The sequence below is a fragment of the Paraburkholderia ribeironis genome (assembly GCF_900019265.1).
Taxonomy (GTDB): domain Bacteria; phylum Pseudomonadota; class Gammaproteobacteria; order Burkholderiales; family Burkholderiaceae; genus Paraburkholderia; species Paraburkholderia ribeironis.
Genome location: NZ_CYGX02000060.1, coordinates 99694 through 119989, shown reverse-complemented (window position 1 = coordinate 119989; position 20296 = coordinate 99694). Strand labels below are relative to the sequence as shown.

21 protein-coding genes are annotated in these 20296 nt (G+C 64.0%); 8 read left to right on the top strand and 13 right to left on the bottom strand.

Annotated features, from left to right (window positions below):
- A partial coding sequence (locus BN2475_RS35075) for a hypothetical protein (protein ID WP_218023721.1) occupies window positions 1–233 on the bottom strand: 233 nt, incomplete at its 3' end.
- On the opposite strand from BN2475_RS35075, the gene BN2475_RS25410 reads away from it, so the two are divergent.
- From BN2475_RS25410 to BN2475_RS25375, 8 genes are all read left to right on the top strand, one after another.
- Entirely contained in the window at window positions 215–1222 is a 1008-nt protein-coding gene (locus BN2475_RS25410) for an anti-sigma factor family protein (protein WP_094782226.1), read from the top strand. The genes BN2475_RS35075 and BN2475_RS25410 overlap by 19 nt on opposite strands.
- Window positions 1223–1539: 317 nt before the next feature.
- Window positions 1540–1914, top strand: a complete 375-nt coding sequence (gene rpsF, locus BN2475_RS25405) for a 30S ribosomal protein S6 (RefSeq protein ID WP_094782225.1) — start codon at window positions 1540–1542, stop codon at window positions 1912–1914.
- A 51-nt stretch (window positions 1915–1965) separates the two neighbouring features.
- Window positions 1966–2265, top strand: coding sequence for a primosomal replication protein N (gene priB, locus BN2475_RS25400; RefSeq protein ID WP_007182110.1), 300 nt, complete (start codon window positions 1966–1968; stop codon window positions 2263–2265).
- 2 nt (window positions 2266–2267) lie between these two features.
- Entirely contained in the window at window positions 2268–2543 is a 276-nt protein-coding gene (gene rpsR, locus BN2475_RS25395; protein ID WP_094782224.1) for a 30S ribosomal protein S18, read from the top strand.
- A gap of 27 nt (window positions 2544–2570) precedes the next feature.
- Complete coding sequence (gene rplI / locus BN2475_RS25390) at window positions 2571–3023, top strand: 50S ribosomal protein L9 (RefSeq protein ID WP_094782223.1); 453 nt, start codon at window positions 2571–2573, stop codon at window positions 3021–3023.
- A 131-nt stretch (window positions 3024–3154) separates the two neighbouring features.
- Window positions 3155–4540, top strand: a complete 1386-nt coding sequence (locus BN2475_RS25385; protein WP_094782222.1) for a replicative DNA helicase — start codon at window positions 3155–3157, stop codon at window positions 4538–4540.
- 139 nt (window positions 4541–4679) lie between these two features.
- Window positions 4680–5306, top strand: coding sequence for a DUF47 domain-containing protein (locus BN2475_RS25380; protein WP_094782221.1), 627 nt, complete (start codon window positions 4680–4682; stop codon window positions 5304–5306).
- Complete coding sequence (locus BN2475_RS25375; RefSeq protein ID WP_094782220.1) at window positions 5306–6316, top strand: inorganic phosphate transporter; 1011 nt, start codon at window positions 5306–5308, stop codon at window positions 6314–6316. Before BN2475_RS25380 ends, BN2475_RS25375 begins: the two co-directional genes overlap by 1 nt.
- 202 nt (window positions 6317–6518) lie before the next feature.
- On the opposite strand, the gene BN2475_RS25370 is transcribed toward BN2475_RS25375, so the two are convergent.
- The 12 genes from BN2475_RS25370 to BN2475_RS25310 form a co-directional block, all read right to left on the bottom strand.
- Entirely contained in the window at window positions 6519–7322 is an 804-nt protein-coding gene (locus tag BN2475_RS25370) for an SDR family oxidoreductase (RefSeq protein ID WP_094782219.1), read from the bottom strand.
- Between the two features lie 187 nt (window positions 7323–7509).
- A complete protein-coding gene (locus BN2475_RS25365) occupies window positions 7510–8799 on the bottom strand; it encodes an NlpC/P60 family protein (RefSeq protein WP_094782218.1) in 1290 nt (429 codons plus the stop codon).
- A 208-nt stretch (window positions 8800–9007) separates the two neighbouring features.
- The gene (locus BN2475_RS25360; RefSeq protein ID WP_094782217.1) at window positions 9008–10873 is read right to left on the bottom strand and encodes a PhoH family protein; all 1866 of its coding nucleotides are present in this window, start codon (window positions 10871–10873) and stop codon (window positions 9008–9010) included.
- Window positions 10874–11219: 346 nt separating this feature from the next.
- Window positions 11220–11681 (bottom strand): peroxiredoxin, encoded by a 462-nt coding sequence (locus tag BN2475_RS25355; protein ID WP_094782216.1) that lies wholly within the window; start codon window positions 11679–11681, stop codon window positions 11220–11222.
- Window positions 11682–11821: 140 nt separating this feature from the next.
- The gene (locus BN2475_RS25350; protein ID WP_094782215.1) at window positions 11822–12715 is read right to left on the bottom strand and encodes a polysaccharide deacetylase family protein; all 894 of its coding nucleotides are present in this window, start codon (window positions 12713–12715) and stop codon (window positions 11822–11824) included.
- Window positions 12716–12725: 10 nt separating this feature from the next.
- On the bottom strand, window positions 12726–13790 hold the full coding sequence (locus BN2475_RS25345; RefSeq protein WP_094782214.1) for a bifunctional UDP-4-keto-pentose/UDP-xylose synthase: 1065 nt from the start codon (window positions 13788–13790) through the stop codon (window positions 12726–12728).
- Window positions 13787–14722: a formyltransferase gene (locus tag BN2475_RS25340; protein ID WP_094782213.1), complete on the bottom strand. Its 936-nt coding sequence runs from the start codon at window positions 14720–14722 to the stop codon at window positions 13787–13789. The genes BN2475_RS25345 and BN2475_RS25340 overlap by 4 nt, the downstream gene beginning before the upstream one ends.
- On the bottom strand, window positions 14719–15771 hold the full coding sequence (locus BN2475_RS25335) for a glycosyltransferase (protein WP_094782212.1): 1053 nt from the start codon (window positions 15769–15771) through the stop codon (window positions 14719–14721). The genes BN2475_RS25340 and BN2475_RS25335 overlap by 4 nt, the downstream gene beginning before the upstream one ends.
- Before the next feature lie 6 nt (window positions 15772–15777).
- Entirely contained in the window at window positions 15778–16929 is a 1152-nt protein-coding gene (locus tag BN2475_RS25330; protein WP_094782211.1) for a DegT/DnrJ/EryC1/StrS family aminotransferase, read from the bottom strand.
- A gap of 267 nt (window positions 16930–17196) precedes the next feature.
- Entirely contained in the window at window positions 17197–17568 is a 372-nt protein-coding gene (locus tag BN2475_RS25325; RefSeq protein WP_094782210.1) for a DMT family transporter, read from the bottom strand.
- A gap of 25 nt (window positions 17569–17593) precedes the next feature.
- The gene (locus tag BN2475_RS25320) at window positions 17594–19315 is read right to left on the bottom strand and encodes an ArnT family glycosyltransferase (RefSeq protein WP_094782209.1); all 1722 of its coding nucleotides are present in this window, start codon (window positions 19313–19315) and stop codon (window positions 17594–17596) included.
- 413 nt (window positions 19316–19728) lie between these two features.
- Window positions 19729–20103, bottom strand: a complete 375-nt coding sequence (locus BN2475_RS25310) for an Mth938-like domain-containing protein (protein WP_094782207.1) — start codon at window positions 20101–20103, stop codon at window positions 19729–19731.
- Window positions 20104–20296 lie beyond the last annotated feature (193 nt).

Below are 20296 nucleotides of genomic sequence, written 5' to 3'. Positions count from 1 at the left end.
GCCGGCGCGCTCGACGCGCCGCGCGCTTGTGCCGATTCGGCCGACGACGCCCGCATGGCGGCCGGCAGCCGACCCGAACCGGGCGGCGGCGAGCCTCGCGGCGCGTCGAGCGCGCCGGCCAGTGCCACGGTCACGCCGCTGCGGATGTCCGCCAGCGGCCGGCCGCTCAATATTCCCGGCGGTAGCGCCGCCGGTCCTGCGAGGGAGACGCCGGATGGACTGTAACGAAGCACGGCCGCTCCTCGATGCGAACGCCGATCAGGAATTGTCCGCGCCGCAAGCACAGCGCGTCGAGCAGCATATCGGGAGCTGCGACGCCTGCCGGCGCGAAAGCGACAGCCTGCGGGTGCTGAGCGGCGCGCTGCGGGAGGCGCCTTATCATCGCGCGCCGCAGTCGCTGCGGGCGAGGATCGTTGAAGGGTTGCCGGCCGTCGAGGGGACGCTTGTCGGGGCGGCTTCGTTTGCGGCTGCGGGAACCGCCGGGACTGCCGGGGCTGCCGGAACGGCTGGGACTGGCGCGTCGCCTGAAGCGGCACAAACGCCCGACGCCGCGGCAAAGACGCGTGAGCGTCAGCGACGCCGGTTCACATGGCGCGCGTGGCTGGCCGGCTGGCGTGGCCCGCAAGGCGGCTTCGGCCAGCCGGTGGTGGTCGGCGGCGGGGCGAGCCGCGCGCTCGCGCCTGGCTGGATGGCCGCGCTGGCGGTCGCGTTGTGCGCGGCGGTGGCGGTCGTCGCGCTGAATCTGCGCCGCCCGGCCGAGTTCATGCCGTTCGCCGACGAACTGGTTGCGAGTCACGTACGTGCGCAGATGTCGGGGCGCGACATCGACGTGATTTCGACGGACCGGCATACGGTCAAACCATGGTTCAACGGTCGGCTCGACTATTCGCCGCCTGTGGAGGACCTGGCGGCGAGCGGCTTTGCGCTGCAGGGCGGGCGCCTCGATTACGTCGGGCATCAACGGGTGGCCGTGCTGGTGTATCGCCACGACAAACACGTGATCGACGTGTACGTGTTTCCGCAGAGCCGGTCAGGCGGCGCTGGCATGGACGGCGCGGCGCCGGCGGCGCTTGGGCATGACGGCTATTCGATTGCGCACTGGGATGCGGAAGGCATGACCTGGTGGGCGGTCAGCGACGCCGCGCCCGATGCGCTGAGCGGTCTGCAAGCGGCGCTGAAAGCGCGTCTGCAAAGCGGCAGCGAGCGCACGGAAAGCGGCTGACAGGGCGAAGGGAGTGTCGGATGGCGGCGCTGGAGCGTTGATCTCGGACCGACACAACGTGGGCGCGAATCGCGGGCAAAGCAAGGGCAAAGCGAGGGCGAATCGAGGGCGAACCCGATCCGGCAAGCATCCGGGCCGGATCGAACGCCCCCGCCCGCCTGCGCAGATTCGCCCTAAACCCTTGAAAACACACCCGATTCGTGCGTCGCACTAACGGCATATCTTGCAACCCGGCCCCTTTCGGGTTACACTCTTCGGCTTCTCACTTGCCGCACCGGTTCCGACGCCCGGGTGGCTTTAATCCACAAGGAGTGTGTATGCGTCATTATGAAATCGTCTTTATCGTGCATCCCGATCAGAGCGAGCAGGTGCCCGCCATGATCGAGCGTTACAAGAGCACGATCACGTCGCACGGTGGCCAGGTCCACCGTATCGAAGACTGGGGCCGTCGCCAACTGGCCTACATGATCGAGAAACTCGCGAAGGCTCACTACGTCTGCATGAACATCGAATGCGACCAGACCACGCTCGACGAGCTGGAACACGCATTCAAGTTCAACGACGCCGTTCTGCGTCACCTGATCGTCAAGATGAAGAAGGCCGAAACCGGCCCGTCGCCGATGATGAAGGAAGTGCAGCGCGAAGAAGCCAAGAAGTCGGCTGCTACGCAACCGTCCGAAGCGCAGGCTTAAGACACACTATTTAAGCTACCAGAACAGAGCGTCGCTTTCGCCAAAGGGTACATGAACCGGCTGCAACTCACGGCCAGCGTCGTCGAACGCGAACCGGTGCGCTATACCCCCGCCGGCGTTCCGATTGCAGGCTGCACGTTGCATCACCGCACGGAAGTCGTTGAAGCCGGCATCGCCCGGCAAGTCGAACTGACCATGCAGGCGGTAGCCGCAGGCGAGGCGAGCGGTAAGCTGGAAAGCTGTCAGATGGGCGTGGAAACGCTCTTCACCGGCTTCCTGGCGAAAAAGCACCGCAACGCGCGAACTCTGGTATTTCACATCACAGCATTGCAGGACATTGGAAAGGACTGAACATGCCCCGCCCGACTGGTAAGAAATTCGACAAGCGTCGTCAGCAACAAAATCCGCTCTTCAAGCGCAAGAAGTTCTGCCGTTTCACGGCCGCCAGCGTCGAGTACATCGACTACAAGGACATCGAAACGCTGAAGGACTTCATCGGCGAAAACGGCAAGATCACGCCGGCGCGTCTCACGGGTACGAAGGCGCATTATCAACGCCAGCTGGACACGGCAATCAAGCGCGCACGTTTTCTCGCGCTGATGCCGTACACCGACCAGCACAAGGCCTAACCCGACGACGCGATAAGGAGCATCCGAATGCAAATCATTCTTCTGGAAAAAGTCGTCAATCTGGGCAACCTGGGCGATATCGTGAAGGTCAAGGACGGTTACGCACGTAACTTCCTGATCCCGAACAAGCAGGCTCGCCGTGCAACGAAGGAAGCCCTGGCTGAATTCGAAGTGCGCCGCGCTGAACTCGAAAAGATCGCCGCTGAAAAGCTGGCTGCCGCTCAGGCACAAGGCGAAAAACTGGCCGGCTCGACGGTTCAGATCAGTCAGAAGGCTGGCGTCGACGGCCGTCTGTTCGGCTCGGTGACGAACGCCGACATCGCTGAAGCACTGGCCAAGCAAGGCGTCGCAGTGGAAAAGGCGCAAGTGCGCCTGCCGGAAGGCCCGCTGAAGATGGTTGGCGACCACGCAGTCCAGATCTCGCTGCACACCGACGTCCTCGTCGATGTGACGGTGGCCGTGATCGGCGAACACGCGTAAGCAGTCAGTCGCATTTGCCAGGATGTTGCTGGCGAAGAGCAGGGGCCGGGTAACCGGCCCCTGCTTTTTTTGTGGCCGTTTTTAGCTTTCGGACTCGCCGCAGCCGCCTGATTACCCGATAATCCCACTCCATGAACGCACCGTCGAAAGATCCCCAACTCGAGTCGCTGAAAGTCCCGCCGCATTCGATCGAGGCCGAGCAATCGGTGCTGGGCGGACTGCTGCTCGACAACGCGGCATGGGACCGCATCGCCGACTTCCTGTCGCAGAGCGATTTTTACCGCTACGACCACCGCATCATCTTCGAACACATTGGCAAGCTGATCGCGGCCACCCGACCGGCCGACGTGATCACCGTGTACGAGGCGCTCGGCACGTCGGGCAAGGCCGACGAGGTCGGCGGGCTGGCCTATCTGAACGCGCTGGCGCAGAACACGCCGAGCGCGGCCAATATCCGCCGCTATGCGGAAATCGTGCGCGACCGCGCGGTCCTGCGCCGGCTGGTGTCGGTGGCCGACGAAATCTCGGCCGACGCGTTCAATCCACAGGGCAAGGAAGTCCGGCAGTTGCTGGACGAAGCCGAATCGAAGGTGTTTTCGATCGCCGAAGACGGTGCGCGCGGCACCCAGGGCTTCCTCGAAATCGGGCCGTTGCTCACCGAAGTGGTCGAGCGGATCGACACGCTGTATCACACCGCCAATCCGAGCGACGTGACCGGCACGCCGACCGGCTTCATCGATCTGGATCGCATGACGTCCGGCATGCACGGCGGTGAGCTGATCATCGTCGCGGGCCGTCCATCGATGGGTAAAACAGCGTTTTCAATGAACATCGGCGAATACGTGGCGGTCGAGTATGGCCTGCCGGTCGCGGTGTTCTCGATGGAAATGCCGGGCTCGCAGCTCACCATGCGGATGCTTGGCTCGGTCGGCCGGCTCGACCAGCACCGTATGCGAACCGGGCGTCTGACCGACGAGGATTGGCCGAAGCTCACACACGCGGTGCAGAAAATGAGCGAGGCGCAGATCTTCATCGACGAGACCGGCGGTCTGAATCCGATGGAATTGCGCTCGCGCGCGCGTCGGCTGTCGCGCCAGTGCGGCAAGCTCGGCCTCATCATCATCGACTACCTGCAGCTGATGAGCGGGTCCTCAACCGGTGAAAACCGCGCGACCGAAATCTCGGAAATCTCGCGATCGCTCAAAGGCCTCGCGAAGGAACTCGACGTACCCGTGATCGCATTGTCGCAGCTGAACCGGGGGCTCGAGCAGCGGCCGAACAAGCGGCCGATCATGTCGGATCTGCGCGAATCCGGCGCTATCGAGCAGGACGCCGACGTGATCCTGTTCATCTACCGCGACGAAGTGTACAACCCGGACAGCCCGGACAAGGGCACCGCCGAGATCATCATCGGCAAACAGCGGAATGGTCCGATCGGACCCGTTCGGCTAACGTTCCATGGTCAATTCACGAAGTTCGACAATTTTGCCGGCGCGCAGAATTTCTACAGCGAGTAAAGGCGTCATGCGGACGCCAAGCGGGCGCCGAGCGCGGCGCCTGTTGTAACGACGCCCTGAAAAGTGCGACATCGGTCCCGCAACGGTACAATGTGGCCGTTTTATGTCAGTCATTACATGACCAATTTTCGGGATCCCAATGTTCGGTCGTTTTATGCCCACCGAGGGCAAGTTCTTTGAAATCTTCAATGCGCATGCAACGTGCATCATCTCGGCGAGCCGCGAACTCGAGCTGCTGATCGACAATTTGCAGGACGCAGAAACCCACAAGCAAAACGTGCAAAAAGCCGAAAAGGCCGCCGACAAGCTCACGCACGAAACCATCGACCTGCTGCACAAGACCTTCATCACGCCGCTCGATCGCGACGAGATCCACAAGCTGATCACCACGATGGACGACATCCTCGATCTGATGGAGGACGTCGCCACCGCGATCTCGCTGTACGACGTGCAGGCGGTCACTTCCGAAGCGAGCCAGCTGGCGCATATCTGCACGGCGACCTGCGAGCGCGTGCAATTCGCCGTCAACCTGCTGTCGGACATGAAGCAGGCGAGCCAGATCCTGAAGGCCTGCGAGGAAATCGACCGGCTGGAATCGGAAGCCGACCGCGTGCTGCGTGCGGCGATGTCGAAACTGTTCCGCGAAGAAGACAACGTCAAAACGTTGATCAAGCTGAAAGCAATTTACGAGTTGCTCGAAACGATCACGGACAAGTGTGAAGATGTAGCGAACATCATCGAAGGCATCGTGCTGGAAAACGCATAATGCAATCGATAGAACTCGCTCTCTGGGTCGTCGCCGGCCTGGTCGTCGTCGCGCTCGTCTTCGACTTCATGAACGGCTTTCACGACGCGGCGAACTCGATCGCCACGGTTGTGTCCACCGGTGTGCTGAAACCGCAACAGGCGGTGGCCTTCGCGGCGGCGTTCAACGTCATCGCGTATTTCGTGTTTCACCTGAAAGTGGCCGCGACGGTCGGCAAAGGCACGATCGACCCGACTATCGTCGACCATTACGTGATTTTCGGCGCGCTGGTCGGCGCGATCGCCTGGAACATCATCACCTGGCACTACGGCATTCCGTCCAGTTCGTCGCACGCGTTGATCGGCGGGCTGGTGGGCGCGGCGCTCGCCAAGTCGGGTTGGAGTTCGCTGAATATGGACGGCCTGGTGAAGACGGTGGCGTTCATCTTCGTTTCGCCGCTGCTCGGCTTCGTGCTCGGGTCGTTTTTCATGCTGGCGGTGTCGTGGCTCTACTTCCGCACGCCGCCCAGCAAGGTCGACCGGCGCTTCCGGCGTCTGCAACTATTGTCCGCGGGCCTGTATAGCCTCGGCCACGGTGGCAACGACGCGCAGAAAACCATCGGCATCATCTGGATGTTGCTGATCGCGACTGGTTTTGCATCGTCGGCGGCGGCCGCGCCGCCGCTGTGGGTGATCGGCGGCTGCTATCTGTCGATGGGTCTGGGCACGCTGTTCGGCGGCTGGCGGATCGTTCGCACGATGGGCCAGAAGATCACCAAGCTCAAGCCGGTCGGCGGCTTTTGTGCGGAGGCGGGCGGGGCGATTACGCTGTTTAGCGCATCGTGGCTCGGCATTCCAGTCTCCACCACGCATACGATTACCGGCGCGATCGTCGGGGTCGGCGCGACGCAGAAGCTCAGCGCGGTGCGCTGGGGCGTGGCCGGCAATATCGTGTGGGCGTGGGTTCTGACGATTCCAGCTTCCGCGGTGCTCTCCGCGGGTGGCTGGTGGTTCGGCCACCGCTTCCTGTAAGCGCGACGGGCGCAGCCCGGCGTGTCGATGGCACTGGCGCAGACGTCGGTTTCTGACGTGCAGATTTCAATGCAGCAAGCCCTGACACGTCGCCCATAGCACACCGGCTCGACAGCACACCGGCCGACAGCACACCGGCTCGACAGCACACCGGCTCGACAGCACACCGGCTCGACAGCACACCGGCTCGACAGCGCGCCGCTCAGATCAGCGGCGCGCTCGCGCCATCCATCGGGACAATCGCGCCCGTCACATAGCTCGCGCGGCGACTCGCCAGAAACAGCGCGACGTCGGCAATTTCCTCCGGTTTTGCATAGCGTCCGAGCGGCGTTTTCGCCTGCCCGCGCGCCAGCGCCTCCGCGCTTTCGATACCTTGCAGCGTCGCTTCGAGCCTGACCGCTTCCTCGACGCGCTCGGTGAGCGTCGGGCCCGGGTTGATTGCGTTGATGCGGATGCCGTAGCGGGCGTAGTAGTGGGCGAGACCCACGGTGGCGAGCATCAGTGCGGCATTCGCGGCGCCGCCGGCGATATGGATATCGCTCGCGATCTTGCCGCCCATGCCGATGATATTGACGATCGTGCCGGGCTCGCCGCCGCCGCGCTTCGCGCGCTCAGCCATGCGGCGCAGAACTTCCTGCTGTGGATAAATGTAGGGGAAATACTTCGCTTCCATGGTGGCCTTGAACGCGTCGGCATCGAGCGTCTCCGGGTCATAGCGGCGCGCCGCGCCGGCGCTGTTGATCAGCACGTCGATCGGGCCCATCGCGGTGCTGACTTCCTCGACGATATCGACGGCGCTATGCGGTTCATGCAGATCGGCGCGAGTCCGGTGCACCTGCAGGCCTTCCTGTTTCAACTGCTCGTATGCGCGCGCTAGATTGGCGGGGTCGCGCGAGACGATCGCGACTTTCGCGCCTTCCTGCCCGAACGCTCGCGCGCACGCGAACCCGATCCCTTTGCTGCCGCCGGTGATCAACACCACCTTGTCTTTCAGCCCGAGATCCATCGCCAACTCCCGCCGTCAAAAGAATATCGATGACGATAGCAGATCATCGGCCTTGCTGTGCCGGGCAACCGGCTTTGGTGCGGCGCCGGAAGTCAGGGCACTGTGCCGGCGCGCATGCCCGCTCCGTTTGCCCGGCGCGTCAGCGCAGGATGCGGCCGGCTTGCGTGAGCCGTTACCGCTCGCCAAGTCAGAAGTTGCCGTTCGCGAAGCGGGCGATGGGGTCGTCGTTGGTTTGAGTGGGGGCGGGCATGCCACGCGATGCGCTCGAGGCTCGCATTATCCGCACGCCGCCGTTTGTGTCGGCTTGCTGGCCCTGCCGGGCCTGACGCGCGGCCACCGAAGCGGATGGCGGCGGCTCGAACGCATCGGCAGCCGCGTCGATCGCGTCGGGGGTGCCAGCGGCCGCGGTCTGCCTGCCGATGCGCGTGACCGTGGCGGGTTGCGCTGGTGAACCGACGCCGGCGTCATACGCGTTGGCTTGAGCGGCCGGAACTGGCGTCGGTGCTGTTGCCCCTGCGGCGCGGGCCTGCATCTGCGCCGCGCTTATGCCCGGCGGCGGCGGTTCGAAGGGGTCAGCTTGCGCCATCGGCGCGCTAGCCCTGCTGACGGTCGTCGACGCGACTGACTGAGCCGCCGTCGCCGACGGCGCACGAGGTGCCGCCGCAACGCGGTTCGGCTGTTGCGCTTGCGGTTGTGGCTGCGCTTGCGGCTCCGGTTGCGACTGTGACTGCCACTGTGATTGCCACTGCGATTGCGACGACCCGGCCGCATAAGCCGGTGACCGTAGCGCGACGCTCGCCGCGGAAGTCGCCGCACTCGGTCCAACCGTCGCCGTCTCCCCCGTATAGGTTGGCGCTGTCTGCGCCACCGGTACGCCATGTTCCGGCTGTGGCGCCGCCGCCTGATAGCTCGGCGTATCGAACGGCGCCGGTGTCGCGGCCGGTCCGGCCACCCGGCGAATCCCGTCGAAACGCCTCGCCCAGTAAGGATTGGTCAGATAGTCGAGCCGCACGGTCCCGCCAGTCGACGGCGCGTTGACGAAGCGCAGCTTGCCGACGTAAATGCCGACATGCGAATGCGCGCGTCCTGTCGTGTTGAAAAAGATCAGATCGCCCGGTGCGATTTCGTCCGGTTCGATCGACTGGCCATGCCCGCTCATGTCGGCGGTAGTGCGCGGTAGATCAACCGATGCGGCGCGCAGCACGACATAGCGAACCAGACCGCTGCAATCAAACCCGCTATCTGGCGTATTGCCGCCCCAACGGTATGGGACGCCGACCAGACTCATTGCCTGAATCGAGATTTCCTCGCGGCCGATGCTGTGATCGACAAAATGGGGCAAGCCGGGCGGCGGCGCATGATACCCGCCGTTCGCCGCCACGACCGAGCTGCTCGACCCGCGCGACGTCTTTTGCGGCGCGCCAGCGCAGGCGGCGAGCAGCAGAACGGTCAGCAGCGGGAATGCGAGTCGGCGCATGAGGACGAGGCGAGCGTCAAGCGCTCATTGACTGACAGATGATGTCGGGATGGTAGCCCGCAGAATATGGCTCAGGCAAGAATTGTTGATAAATTACTTGAAGTTCGTGCACTAAGTGTTGCCCGCTGGAAACGTCGGGCGAATAAAAAAGCCGCGCCCGGAACTTTCCGGGCGCGGCTTTTTGAAGATGAAGCTGACTGGTTGAGACCTAGAGAATTTCCGACGCGTAGTCAGCGAGGCGCGAACGCTCGCCCCGCGCCAGCGTCACGTGTCCGCTGTGCGCCCAGCCCTTGAAGCGGTCGACCACGTAGGTCAGCCCGGAACTGCCTTCAGTCAGGTAAGGCGTGTCGATCTGCGCGATATTGCCCAGGCAAATGATCTTCGTGCCGGGACCCGCACGCGTGACCAGCGTCTTCATCTGCTTCGGCGTCAGGTTCTGCGCTTCGTCGATGATCAGATACTTGTCCACGAATGTGCGGCCGCGCATGAAGTTCATGCTCTTGATCTTCAGGCGCGAGCGGATCAGCTCCTGGGTTGCGGCGCGGCCCCATTCGCCGGCGGCGTCGTCGGTTTTCTGCAGGACTTCGAGGTTGTCGTCGAATGCACCCATCCACGGCTGCATTTTTTCCTCTTCCGTACCCGGCAGGAAGCCGATGTCTTCACCGACCGGCACCGTCGCACGCGTCACGATGATCTCGTTGTAGCGCTTGTCGTCGAGTACCTGCGCGAGACCGGCGGCGAGCGCGACCAGCGTCTTGCCGGTGCCGGCCTGGCCAAGCAAGGTGACGAAGTCGATTTCCGGATTCATCAGCAGGTTCAGCGCGAAGTTCTGCTCGCGATTGCGCGCCGTGATACCCCACACGTTGTTCTTGTGGTGGCCGTAGTCGCGCAGCGTTTGCAGCAGCGCCGTCTTGCCGTTCAGCTCGCGCACCAGCGCATGAAACGCCGGCTCGCCGTTCTGCGGCTCCAGATAGACGAATTCGTTGACCAGCATCGATGCGCAAAGCGGACCCGTCACGCGGTAATACGTGGTGCCGGTTTTGGTGTCCTGCCAGCTTTCCATGCCCTTCGCGTGCCGGGTCCAGAAGTCCTGCGGCAGCGTGCGGATGCCCGTGTACAGCAGATCGCTGTCTTCGAGCACCTGGTCGTTGAAGTAATCTTCGGCGGGCAGGCCGAGCGCGTGCGCCTTGATGCGCATGTTGATGTCTTTCGACACCAGCACGACCTGGCGATCCGCCCGGTCGCGCTGCAGCGCGCGCACCACACCGAGGATCTGGTTGTCGGCTTTGCCTTCCGGCAGACCTTCCACGCGCTCGATCGCGGTGAGGCGGGTCTGGAAGTACAGGCGTCCGGATGCCTCGCGGCTACCCAGACGTGCGAGCGATATACCGTCGGATATGTTGCCGGCGTTCGCCACCAGCGCGTCCAGCGTGCGGCTCACCTGGCGAGCGTTACGCGCGACTTCCGACATGCCCTTCTTGTGGTTGTCGAGTTCTTCCAACGTCATCATCGGCAGATAGACGTCGTGTTCCTCGAAACGGAACAGGCAGCTCGGATCGTGCATCAGCACGTTCGTGTCGAGCACGAAGAGCTTCTGCACTTCGATCGGTTCGGCGGCGGCGCCGCGCTTCTTGCCGGCGCCGCGCGTGGCGGGCACGGCGGCCGCGGTGGCCGTTACGCTGGCCCGCGGTTCTTTCGCACGCAGCCCGCGTGCGATGGCCGGCGCGGGTTGATCCTCGGGTACAGCCGGTTCGGCGTGCGGACGGGCGGTCGGAACCGGCTGCAACAATGCGGCGGTCTGCTTCGTTTTGCGGCCGCGCGCTGGGGCGGGTTGCGCGGCGGATTGGACAGCAGCGGGCGATGCAGCCGGCACCGGCCGCAACGTGGTCGCGGCGTTGGCGGCGTGCGTCATCGGCGCGGCGACACTGGCGGGGCCGAAATCGGCCGACTCTGTGGATTCCCCAACGGCCGCCTGCTTTTTCGCGGCGGAACGCGCTGGCGTGGCGGCTTTGGCCTTGTATTCGTCAGGCGGCAGGAGATTGCCGAGCTTGCTCGGGGGGGTAGGCAAAGGCATGGTTTCCCTCGAATTAATCGGGTCACATATCGTGCGCCGCCTGTCGCATTCTGCCGGTGCCGTGGATGCGCACGCAGTTTGCGCCCGGAGGCGCGCATTCGGTCTAGAGATGCCGGTTCGCCTGGTCTTCGATCGGCTCCTTGACGGAAGCGCGCGGCCGAATGAACGAACGGCAGCGCGCAATTGAAAAAGCCGCCGCCCCGGCGTACGGGGCAAGCGGCTCGCCTATAGTGCTCGCGTTGCACCTGGCGACCCGCACGGGACCGATAAAACGGCCGTCGAGTCTGGCGCAGCGGGGAAACGTTCGGGGTGGACAGGCACTCATTGCAACCCAATATAACGCGCCTCAAAGCGCTTGTACAGCCTCCAGGATATCGTCGACGTGGCCGGGCACTTTCACGCCACGCCACTCCTCGCGCAACACGCCTTCGGCGTCGATGAGGAATGTGGAGCGCTCAATTCCCCGTACTTCTTTGCCATACATTTTCTTCATTTTGATGACGCTGAAGAGCGCGCACAGATTTTCTTCCGGATCGGAGATCAGCGGGAAGGGCAGTTCGAGCTTGGCCTTGAAATTGTCATGCGAGCGCAGGCTGTCGCGCGACACGCCGAGGATTTCCGCACCGGCCTTTTTGAACTTCGGATACAGATCGCGGAATTGCAGACCTTCGGTCGTGCAGCCCGGCGTGTTGTCCTTCGGATAAAAATACAGCACCACCTTCTTGCCCCGCAGCTTGGACAGCGTGATCTCGCCACCGGTAGCGGGAGCGGTGAAGTCGGGGATGGGTTGGTCGACTGCGATGGGCACGAGGTTCTCCGGTTGTTATGGTCGGCGCCGCGTGGCTGCTGCGGCGTCGGCCTGGCATCGAGGGTGGGGAACTCGACCTGTGCGCGGCTGCTGCGCGGCGGCCGGGCCGGGTCGGGCAAGGCGGGCTGCTGGTCGGTCAGTCAGGGTTGGACGATCAGTTCGCCGGAGCGCCCTGGAATTTCGCCCCACGTAACAGGGTACGATGGCAGCGTGCTGCGGTCTAGCGTGGCGTAGTAATCGCCCATCGTCGCGAACGTGTGGCCTTGCGCGCGCCAGCCTGTGAGCAGCTGCTCGAAAATCGGCGCGAGCTTTTGCCCTTCGAGTTCCGCATGCAGCGTGAATACCTGGTCGTGCGGATTGTTGTCGGTGTGCTTGAGCATCCATGCGGCGACGTTGTGCAGATCGACCCCGTCCACGCCGAGCACTTCGTCGAGCGTGGGCAGCGTGGTGGGCATCTGCACGTGCGCGAGCGTACGGCCGCCGACCACCGGCAGATACGGCGAGTGGCCCCGGCCGTCGGACGCGTAGTGCATGCCCCACGCGTCGATCTGCTCGAACGCGTGGCCGTTCATCTGCCATCCCGCCGCGCCGTGCGTAACGGGCGGCGCGCCGAACACCTCGACGAAACGGTCGTGGCTCTTCTGCATCTGCGCCGCGGTCCACGCGCGATCTTTCGAGCGCACGTTGTCCTGCCAGTACACGTGGTCCCACGTATGAATGCCGCACTCGAAGCCGGCCTCGTGGATCGCGCGCATCTCGGCCGTTGCCTTCACGCCGATGTCCGGGCCGGGCAGCAGCACGCCATACATCAGTTGCCGGATGCCGTAGTGTTCGACCACCGAGGTGCGCGACACCTTCTTCAGAAAGCCCGGCCGCAACACGCGACGCATCGCCCAACCGGTGTGGTCGGGCCCGAGGCTGAACAGGAACGTGGCGCGTGCCTTGAAGCGGTCGAAGATGCGCGCGAGATTCGGCACGCCTTCGCGAGTGCCGCGCAGCGTGTCGACGTCGATCTTCAGGACGATACGAGCCAAGGATCAGCTCTTATTGCTGTTCGACGAGCGCGCGAGCGTCGGCGACATGGCCGCGATACGCTTCGAAAATCTTGCGCAGCGCTTCGTCGAACGTCGACTTCGGCGCCCAGCCGAGTTCCTGCATCGTGTTGTCGATCTTTGGCACGCGGTTCTGCACGTCCTGATAGCCCGCGCCGTAGTACGCACCCGACGACGTTTCGACGAGCTGCACCTGCTTGGCCGTTTCCGCGTATTCCGGGAATTCGGCGGCGAGCGCGAGCATCTTGTGCGCGAGTTCACGCACCGAGAAGTTGTTGGTCGGATTGCCGATGTTGTAGATTTTGCCCGTCGCCACGCCGTTCTTGTTCTCGATGATCTTCATCAGCGCGCCGATGCCGTCGTCGATGTCCGTGAACGCGCGCTTTTGCGCGCCGCCGTCCACGAGGCTGATATTCTCGCCGCGCACGATGTGGCCGAGGAACTGCGTGACCACCCGCGAGCTGCCTTCCTTCGGCGTATAGATCGAATCGAGACCCGGGCCGATCCAGTTGAACGGACGGAACAGCGTGAAGTTCAGGCCTTCCATGCCGTAACCCCAGATCACGCGGTCCATCAGCTGCTTCGAGCACGCGTAGATCCAGCGCGGCTTGTTGATCGGACCGTACGACAGTTGCGATGCTTCCGGATCGAACTGCTCGTCCGTGCACATGCCGTAGACCTCGGAGGTCGACGGGAACACCAGGTGCTTGCCGTACTTGACGGCCGAACGCACGATCGGCAGGTTCGCTTCGAAGTCCAGCTCGAACACGCGCAGGGGCTGCTTCACGTAGGTGGCGGGGGTGGCGATCGCAACCAGCGGCAGGATCACATCGCACTTCTTGATGTGATATTCGACCCACTCCTTGTTGATCGTGATGTCGCCTTCGAAGAAGTGCATCCGCTCATGATTGACGAGGTCGCCCAGACGTTCGGTCTGCATGTCCATCCCGAAGACTTCCCAATCGGTTGTTTCGAGAATGCGTTTGGACAGGTGATGGCCGATGAAGCCGTTCACACCCAGAATCAGGACTTTTTTAGCGAAACCTTCGGTTTTCATGAATGTCGGGGAGTTTGAATGAGCTGGGCGAATTCGGCGGGGGTCACGACAGTCTCGCTGCCGTCGTGCTGGTGCCGCAATTCGTGGATGGCGATGCTGCGGCCGTCGCCGCAGATTGCGAAAACGGCATTATCGCTTACGTGCAGGCCCGGCGGCAAATCCGGGCGCAGCGCGCCGCGTGCCGCAAGACGTGCGCGGGCGATGATGAAACGCCGGCCGTCGAGGTCGGTGAACGCGCCGGGATAGGGCGGCGCGACCGCGCGGATCAGGTTGTAGACCTGCTGCGCCGGCCGGGTCCAGTCGATGCGACCGTCCTCCGGCTTGCGCCCGCCGTAGTAGCTGCCGTGCGCGAGGTCGTTCGGCAGATGCGGCGCTTCGCCCGCCAGCAACGCCGGCAGCACGCGCCACAGGGTCTGCTCGGCGGCTACCGTGACCTTGTCGAACACCTGCGCGGCGGTGTCGTCGGGCAGGATCGGCACCGCCGTTTGCGCGATGATCGCGCCCGCGTCAGGCTTGGCGGCCATTTCGTGCAGCGTCGCGCCGGTTTCCGTTTCGCCGTGGAGCACCGCCCAATTGGTCGGCACGCGGCCGCGGTATTTCGGCAGCAGCGAGCCGTGCATGTTGTAGGCGCCCCGTGCCGCGAGCGCGAGCAGGTCGACCGGCAACATGTGGCGGTAGTAGAACGAGAAAATGAAGTCCGGCCGCGCAACGCTGAGCGCGGCGCGCAGTGCCGGGCTTTTCGGATCGTCCGGCGTGAGCACGGGGATGCTGTGTTCGGCCGCCACCGAGGCCACGCTGCCGAACCAGATGTTCTCGCTCGGGTTGTCCTCGTGGGTGACGACCAGCGCCACGTCGACGCCACGCGCGAGCAGCACCTGCAGGCAGCGCACGCCGACGTTGTGATACGCGAATACGACGGCGCGCGGCTTCATGGCGTCGGGCCCTGGTCGGCGAGCCGCGCGCTCTGTACCGTCTGCGCCTCCTGCAGCACCGCCTCGCGCGGCGCTTCGGTCGCGGCGGCGCCGTTGCGCTGCTCGAGAATGGTCTGCACCAGATAACGCGGACGCGCACGCACCTGCTGATAAATCCGGCCGATGTATTCGCCGAGCAAGCCAAGCGCGAAGATGATCACGCCGAGCAGGAAGAAGGTGATGGCGAACAGCGTGAACACACCTTGCACTTCCGCGCCGATGATGAAGCGGCGAATCAGCAGCAGCACGAACAGTGCCGCGGAGCCGAGCGACAGGATCACGCCGATGAACGACAGCCATTGCAGCGGCACCACCGAGAAACCGGTGACGAGGTCGAAGTTCAGGCGGATCAGCGAATACAGCGAGTACTTCGATTCGCCGGCGAAACGCTCCTCGTGCGCGACTTCGATCTCGACCGGATTCTGCGCGAACGTGTAGGCGAGCGCCGGAATGAACGTGTTGATCTCGCCGCAGCGATTGATCGTGTCGATGATGTGCCGGCTGTACGCGCGCAACATGCATCCCTGGTCAGTCATCTTGATGCGGGTGATGCGCTCGCGCAGCTGGTTCATCGCGCGCGAGGCCTTGCGCCGCCACAGGCTGTCCTGGCGTTGCAGACGGATCGTGCCCACGTAGTCGAAGCCTTCGCGCATCTTCGAGACCAGCTTGCCGATTTCTTCCGGCGGATTCTGCAGGTCGGCGTCGAGCGTGATGACGATGTCGCCGCGCGATTGCTCGAAGCCGGCAAGAATCGCCATGTGCTGGCCGTAGTTGCCGTTCAGCAGGATCACGCGGGTCGTGTCGGGTCGTGCGCGGAATTGCTCGGCGAGCAGCGCGGCGGATTTGTCGCGGCTGCCATCGTTGATGAAGATCACTTCATAACCGGTGCCGAGCGCGTCGAGCGCCGGATAGAGGCGCGCGAACAGCGCGGCCAGCCCGGCTTCCTCGTTGTACACCGGGATGATGATCGACACTTCCGGTGTGACGGCGCGATATTCCGAATAACTCATTTCCGCTTATTTTCCGTATTGTTCGCAAATTTCATTGACCGCGCGGCACACGCGCTCCACGTCGCCTTCGTTCATCAGCGTGAAGAGCGGCAGCGTGACGGTGCTGGCGCCGAAGCGCTCCGCATGCGGGAACATGCCTTCCTTGAACCCGCGCGCACGGTACAGCGAGAACAGGTGGATCGCCGGGTAGTGCACGCCCGAGCCGATGCCGCGTTCCTTCAACTCGCCCATGAAGCCGGCGCGGTCGATCGACAGTTTTTCGAGCGGCAGCGTGATCTGGAACATGTGCCAGTTGCTGTTTTCGAAGTCGGCAGACGGCAGGCCGACGCCGAGCTTCACGGCCGCGCCGCCTTCGAGGCCCGCGAAGTAGGCGCGTGCGAGCTGCCTGCGCTGCGCGGTGAAGCGCGCGAGCTGCGGCAGCTGGCCGAGGCCGACGCGTGCGGCGACGTCGGTCAGGTTGAACTTGCCGCCCAGCACGTCGCAGTCCATGCCGTCGAAACCCGTGCGGGTGATGCCCTGCAGCCGGTACTTCTGGGCCAGCACGGCTTCTTCCTCGTTGTTCAGCACCAGCGCGCCGCCCTCGATCGAGGTCAGGTTCTTGTTCGCGTGAAAGCTGAACGACACGATGTCGCCGAGCTTGCCGATGCGCTCGCCGTTCCACGTCGAGCCGAATGCCTGCGCGGCGTCTTCGATCACGCGCAGCTTGTGCGCGCGGGCGATCGCGTACAGCCGGTCCATGTCGACCGGCAGGCCGGCCAGATAAACCGGAATCAACGCCTTGGTGCGCGGCGTGATGGCTTTTTCGAGCAGATCGAGGTCGATGTTGCGCGTGACCGGATCGATGTCGGCGAACACCGGCGTCGCGCCGGTTTCGAGGATCACATTGCTGGTCGAGACCCACGACGCGGGCGTCGTGATGACTTCGTCGCCCACGCCCACGCCGGCGATGCGCAAGCCGATCTCGAGCGTTGCCGTGCCGGAATTGAACGTGCGCACCGGCCGGCCGCCGCAGAACTCGGAGAGCGCCGCCTCGAATTTCTGATTTTGCGGGCCGGTGGTGATCCAGCCGGAACGCAACACATCGACGACACCCTGAATCGTTTCTTCATCGATCTCGGGTCTGACAAACGGCAAAAACGGGACTGTTGACTGGCTCATGAATGCTTCGCTCGATTGAAAGGGGCGCAACCCGAAGGGCGCGAAGTAAACCACAAAGTACGCGCAAACCCAAGCTGCGGCAAAAATGCCCAACCGCACAGCATACCGCGGTCGACCTTACCTTTTGCTTAGCACCGACCGCCCGGGGTTCGCGCCGATATCTTGTACCGGCTGCGTCACGCGGGACCGGGGCAGGCAATAAACGGTAATGAAACGTCGCCGGCGATGCGTTGCCGAGGACTGTCAAATGCAACTGCGCCAACTGCGCTAACTGCGCGCCAGCACGAACACGCCCACCAGGATGATGCCGATGCCGATCAGCCTCTGCAGCGACAGCACTTCGCCAAACAGGTACCACGCCGCGAACGCGTTGACGACGTAGCCGAGCGACAGCATCGGATACGCGATCGAGACGTCCACCCGCGATAGTCCAATAATCCAGACGGCCACGCTAATCACGTAGCACGCCAGTCCGCCGATGATGGGTGGCTGGGTAGCGAGCCTGAAGCCGATGGGCAGGATGTTCGCACGGGTGAATTCGAAGTGTCCAACGGCATTGGTGCCGGCTTTGAGCAGCAATTGGGCGCCGGCGTTCAGTGTCACGCCTGCGAGGATGCAAAAGAGGGAAATCGGGTTCATCGAACGATCAGATCCTGAGATGGGGTCATTGTTGTGATTTTTCCACGGCTGCCGGCACGTCAGCCGCTGGAAGCGGCTTCATCACCACCACCCGGCGCGGATCGCGTGCGATGACCTGCATTGGCAGGCCTTGCGTGACGAGCCGCTCGTAGGTCGGTGGCGGAATCAGCGCGAGCGCGTAGCGGTCGGCCTTCCAGCGTTCGATCCACGCGTCCATGGACGGCACCCATTTCTGCGGTTCGACGGACACGCCGAACGCCAGTTCATCGGGATGCGCGACCATGATCATCGTGTGGCCGATGTAGAACGGCAGCGTGTGGTCGAGCACGCCGACCGAGTAGAACGGCGTATCGGCGGGCAACTTCGCGAGCTGCGCCCTGATCGCCGGCGCGAGCGGCGCGCCGGAGCTGAGCCGGCCGAACACGTCGTGACCCGTGCCGGCGATCGTGCCGAGCAGCAGCCACGCCGCGCCGAAGCTGACGATCGCGGCGAGACTGCCGGCCCGGCTGCGGCGGTTCAGCCACAGCGCGAAGAGCGTCAGCACGAAGGCGACCCCGAGCGCGGCCAGCACCCAGGTGCGGTACTCGGCATACAGTTCGGCCGGATTGCGCGCGCTGCCGAAGCGCGTCATGAACAGCGCGGCGAACGCGGCGACCACGAGAAACAGCGCATAGCCCGTCAGGTGCCGGCGCAACTGGTCACGCGTGACGAGCGGCAGATACATGCCGATCAGCAGCGCGATCGGCGGGGCGATCGGCAGCGTGTAAGACAGCAGCTTCGAGTGCGACGCGCTGAAAAACAGGAAGATGAAGCCGATCCACACCAGCATCAGCGTCACGGGCGCGAAGCCGTTCGGCTGACGCGGCAGGCGCCACGCGTGGCGCACGCTTTGCAGCGTCACCGAGAGCCATGGCAGAAAGCCGACCAGCAACACCGGCACGAAGTAGTAGAAGGGGCCGGGACGGTTCTGCTCGGGCGTCAGATAGCGCTTGAACTGCTGGACGATGAAGAAGAAGTTCAGGAATTCCGGGTTGCGCTGCTGCACGAGCACGAACCACGGCGTGATGATCACGAAGAACACGATCAGCCCGCCGACCAGGTGCAGGCGCTTCCACAACGCCCAGTCGCGCACGATCAGCGTATAGAGCACCAGCACGGCGCCCGGCAGGATCACGCCGACCAGTCCCTTGGACAGTACCGCCAGCGCCATCGAGCCCCAGCACAGCCACATCCAGCCGCGCACGCGCGAGCTCGGCAGGTTGGGGCGCTGCGCGAGCAGCAGCGCGCACAGCGTCAACGCCATCCAGAACGACAGGGCCATGTCGAGCGTGTTGAAGTGGCCCATCAGGTTCCAGTACGGCGAGCACGCCAGCACGATCGCGGCGAACACGCCGGTCGCCGGGTTGAACACACGCGCGCCGGTGAAGCCGATCAGCAGCACGCCGGCGAAGCCCGTCAGCGCGGTATAGAGCCGCGCCTGCCATTCGCCGATGCCGAACCATGCGAACGTGAGCGCGTTCGCCCAGGTTTGCAGCGGCGGCTTCTCGAAATACTTGTACGCGTTGTAGCGCGGCGTGATCCAGTCGCCCGTAACGAACATCTCGCGCGCCATTTCGGCGTAGCGGCCTTCGTCGCTCGGCAGCAGGTGGCGCCAGCCGAGCGGCACGAACCAGATCACGGCGAGGGCCAGCACTAGCAGCAGGATGGTGGTGCGATTGAGCGGTAGCCTCGACGGCGTATCGTTCATTATTTCAACCTTGTTGGCGACACCGCGTGGGCGGCGAAGCGGTGTTGTCTGGAAATGCCGACCGATCATGCCGGGCGGCGATTTGCGGGGCGGCCACCGCGGGCCGGCCAACCGCGCGGCGCGGCGCGGGATTCTCCGGCGGCCGGCCGCTCGCAGCGGACCGCAACGGCACAGGCGGCGTTCGCTGGCCTTCGGTGGCCTTCGCCCGCGCGGCGGCTGCCGCGTGCAAGACGGTACGGCGCGACGCGAGCTCCCCGATTTGCGCCGCTACGGCAACGCTGGCGCGCAGTGTACGTGATCGGCCGTGCTGCGGCCAGGGTGCGCGCTCCGCGACGCGTCGCGAGCGGTTCACCGGTGGCGGCGCGCCCCCATGCGCCGGCCGCTCCGTCCGTGCAAGGGCTACAGCGGCAGTGCTACGCCTCGATCAGCAACGCGGCCGCGACCTTGCGGCCCTCGGCCATCAGAATGTTGTACGTGCGGCAGGCGGCCTTGAAATCCATCGTTTCGACGCCGATGCGCTGTGCGGTCAGCATCGCGGTCAGACGCGGATGCGGAAAACGCAGCCGCTCGCCGCTGCCGAACACGACCACTTCGGGCGCGGCGTCGATCAGCATCGCGAAGTGCTCTGGAGTCAACTGGTCGAAAGACGAGACAGGCCAGGCGATGACCGGTGCGTCCGGCAATACGAGAATGCTGCCCGAATGGCGCACCAGATTGATTTCGACATAGTCGGCGCCGTAGCCAGTAACCGTGTTGAGAGCGCCGCTGGAATCCTGATGTAATTTCAAATTGGTTTTCCGAAGTCGTCGTGCGACATCATGCGTGTCAGCGGCCCGGTTGGTGGAACGCAACCGGGGCGATTCACGCGAGTGGGACACGAAAGCGGCCGAAAAGGCTTGCCGATGCGGTTGGTGCATTGCGGAAGTCGGCCAAAATCCGCTAAATTATAACTTTTTAGCCGCCTTGCGGCGCCCCTCGCTC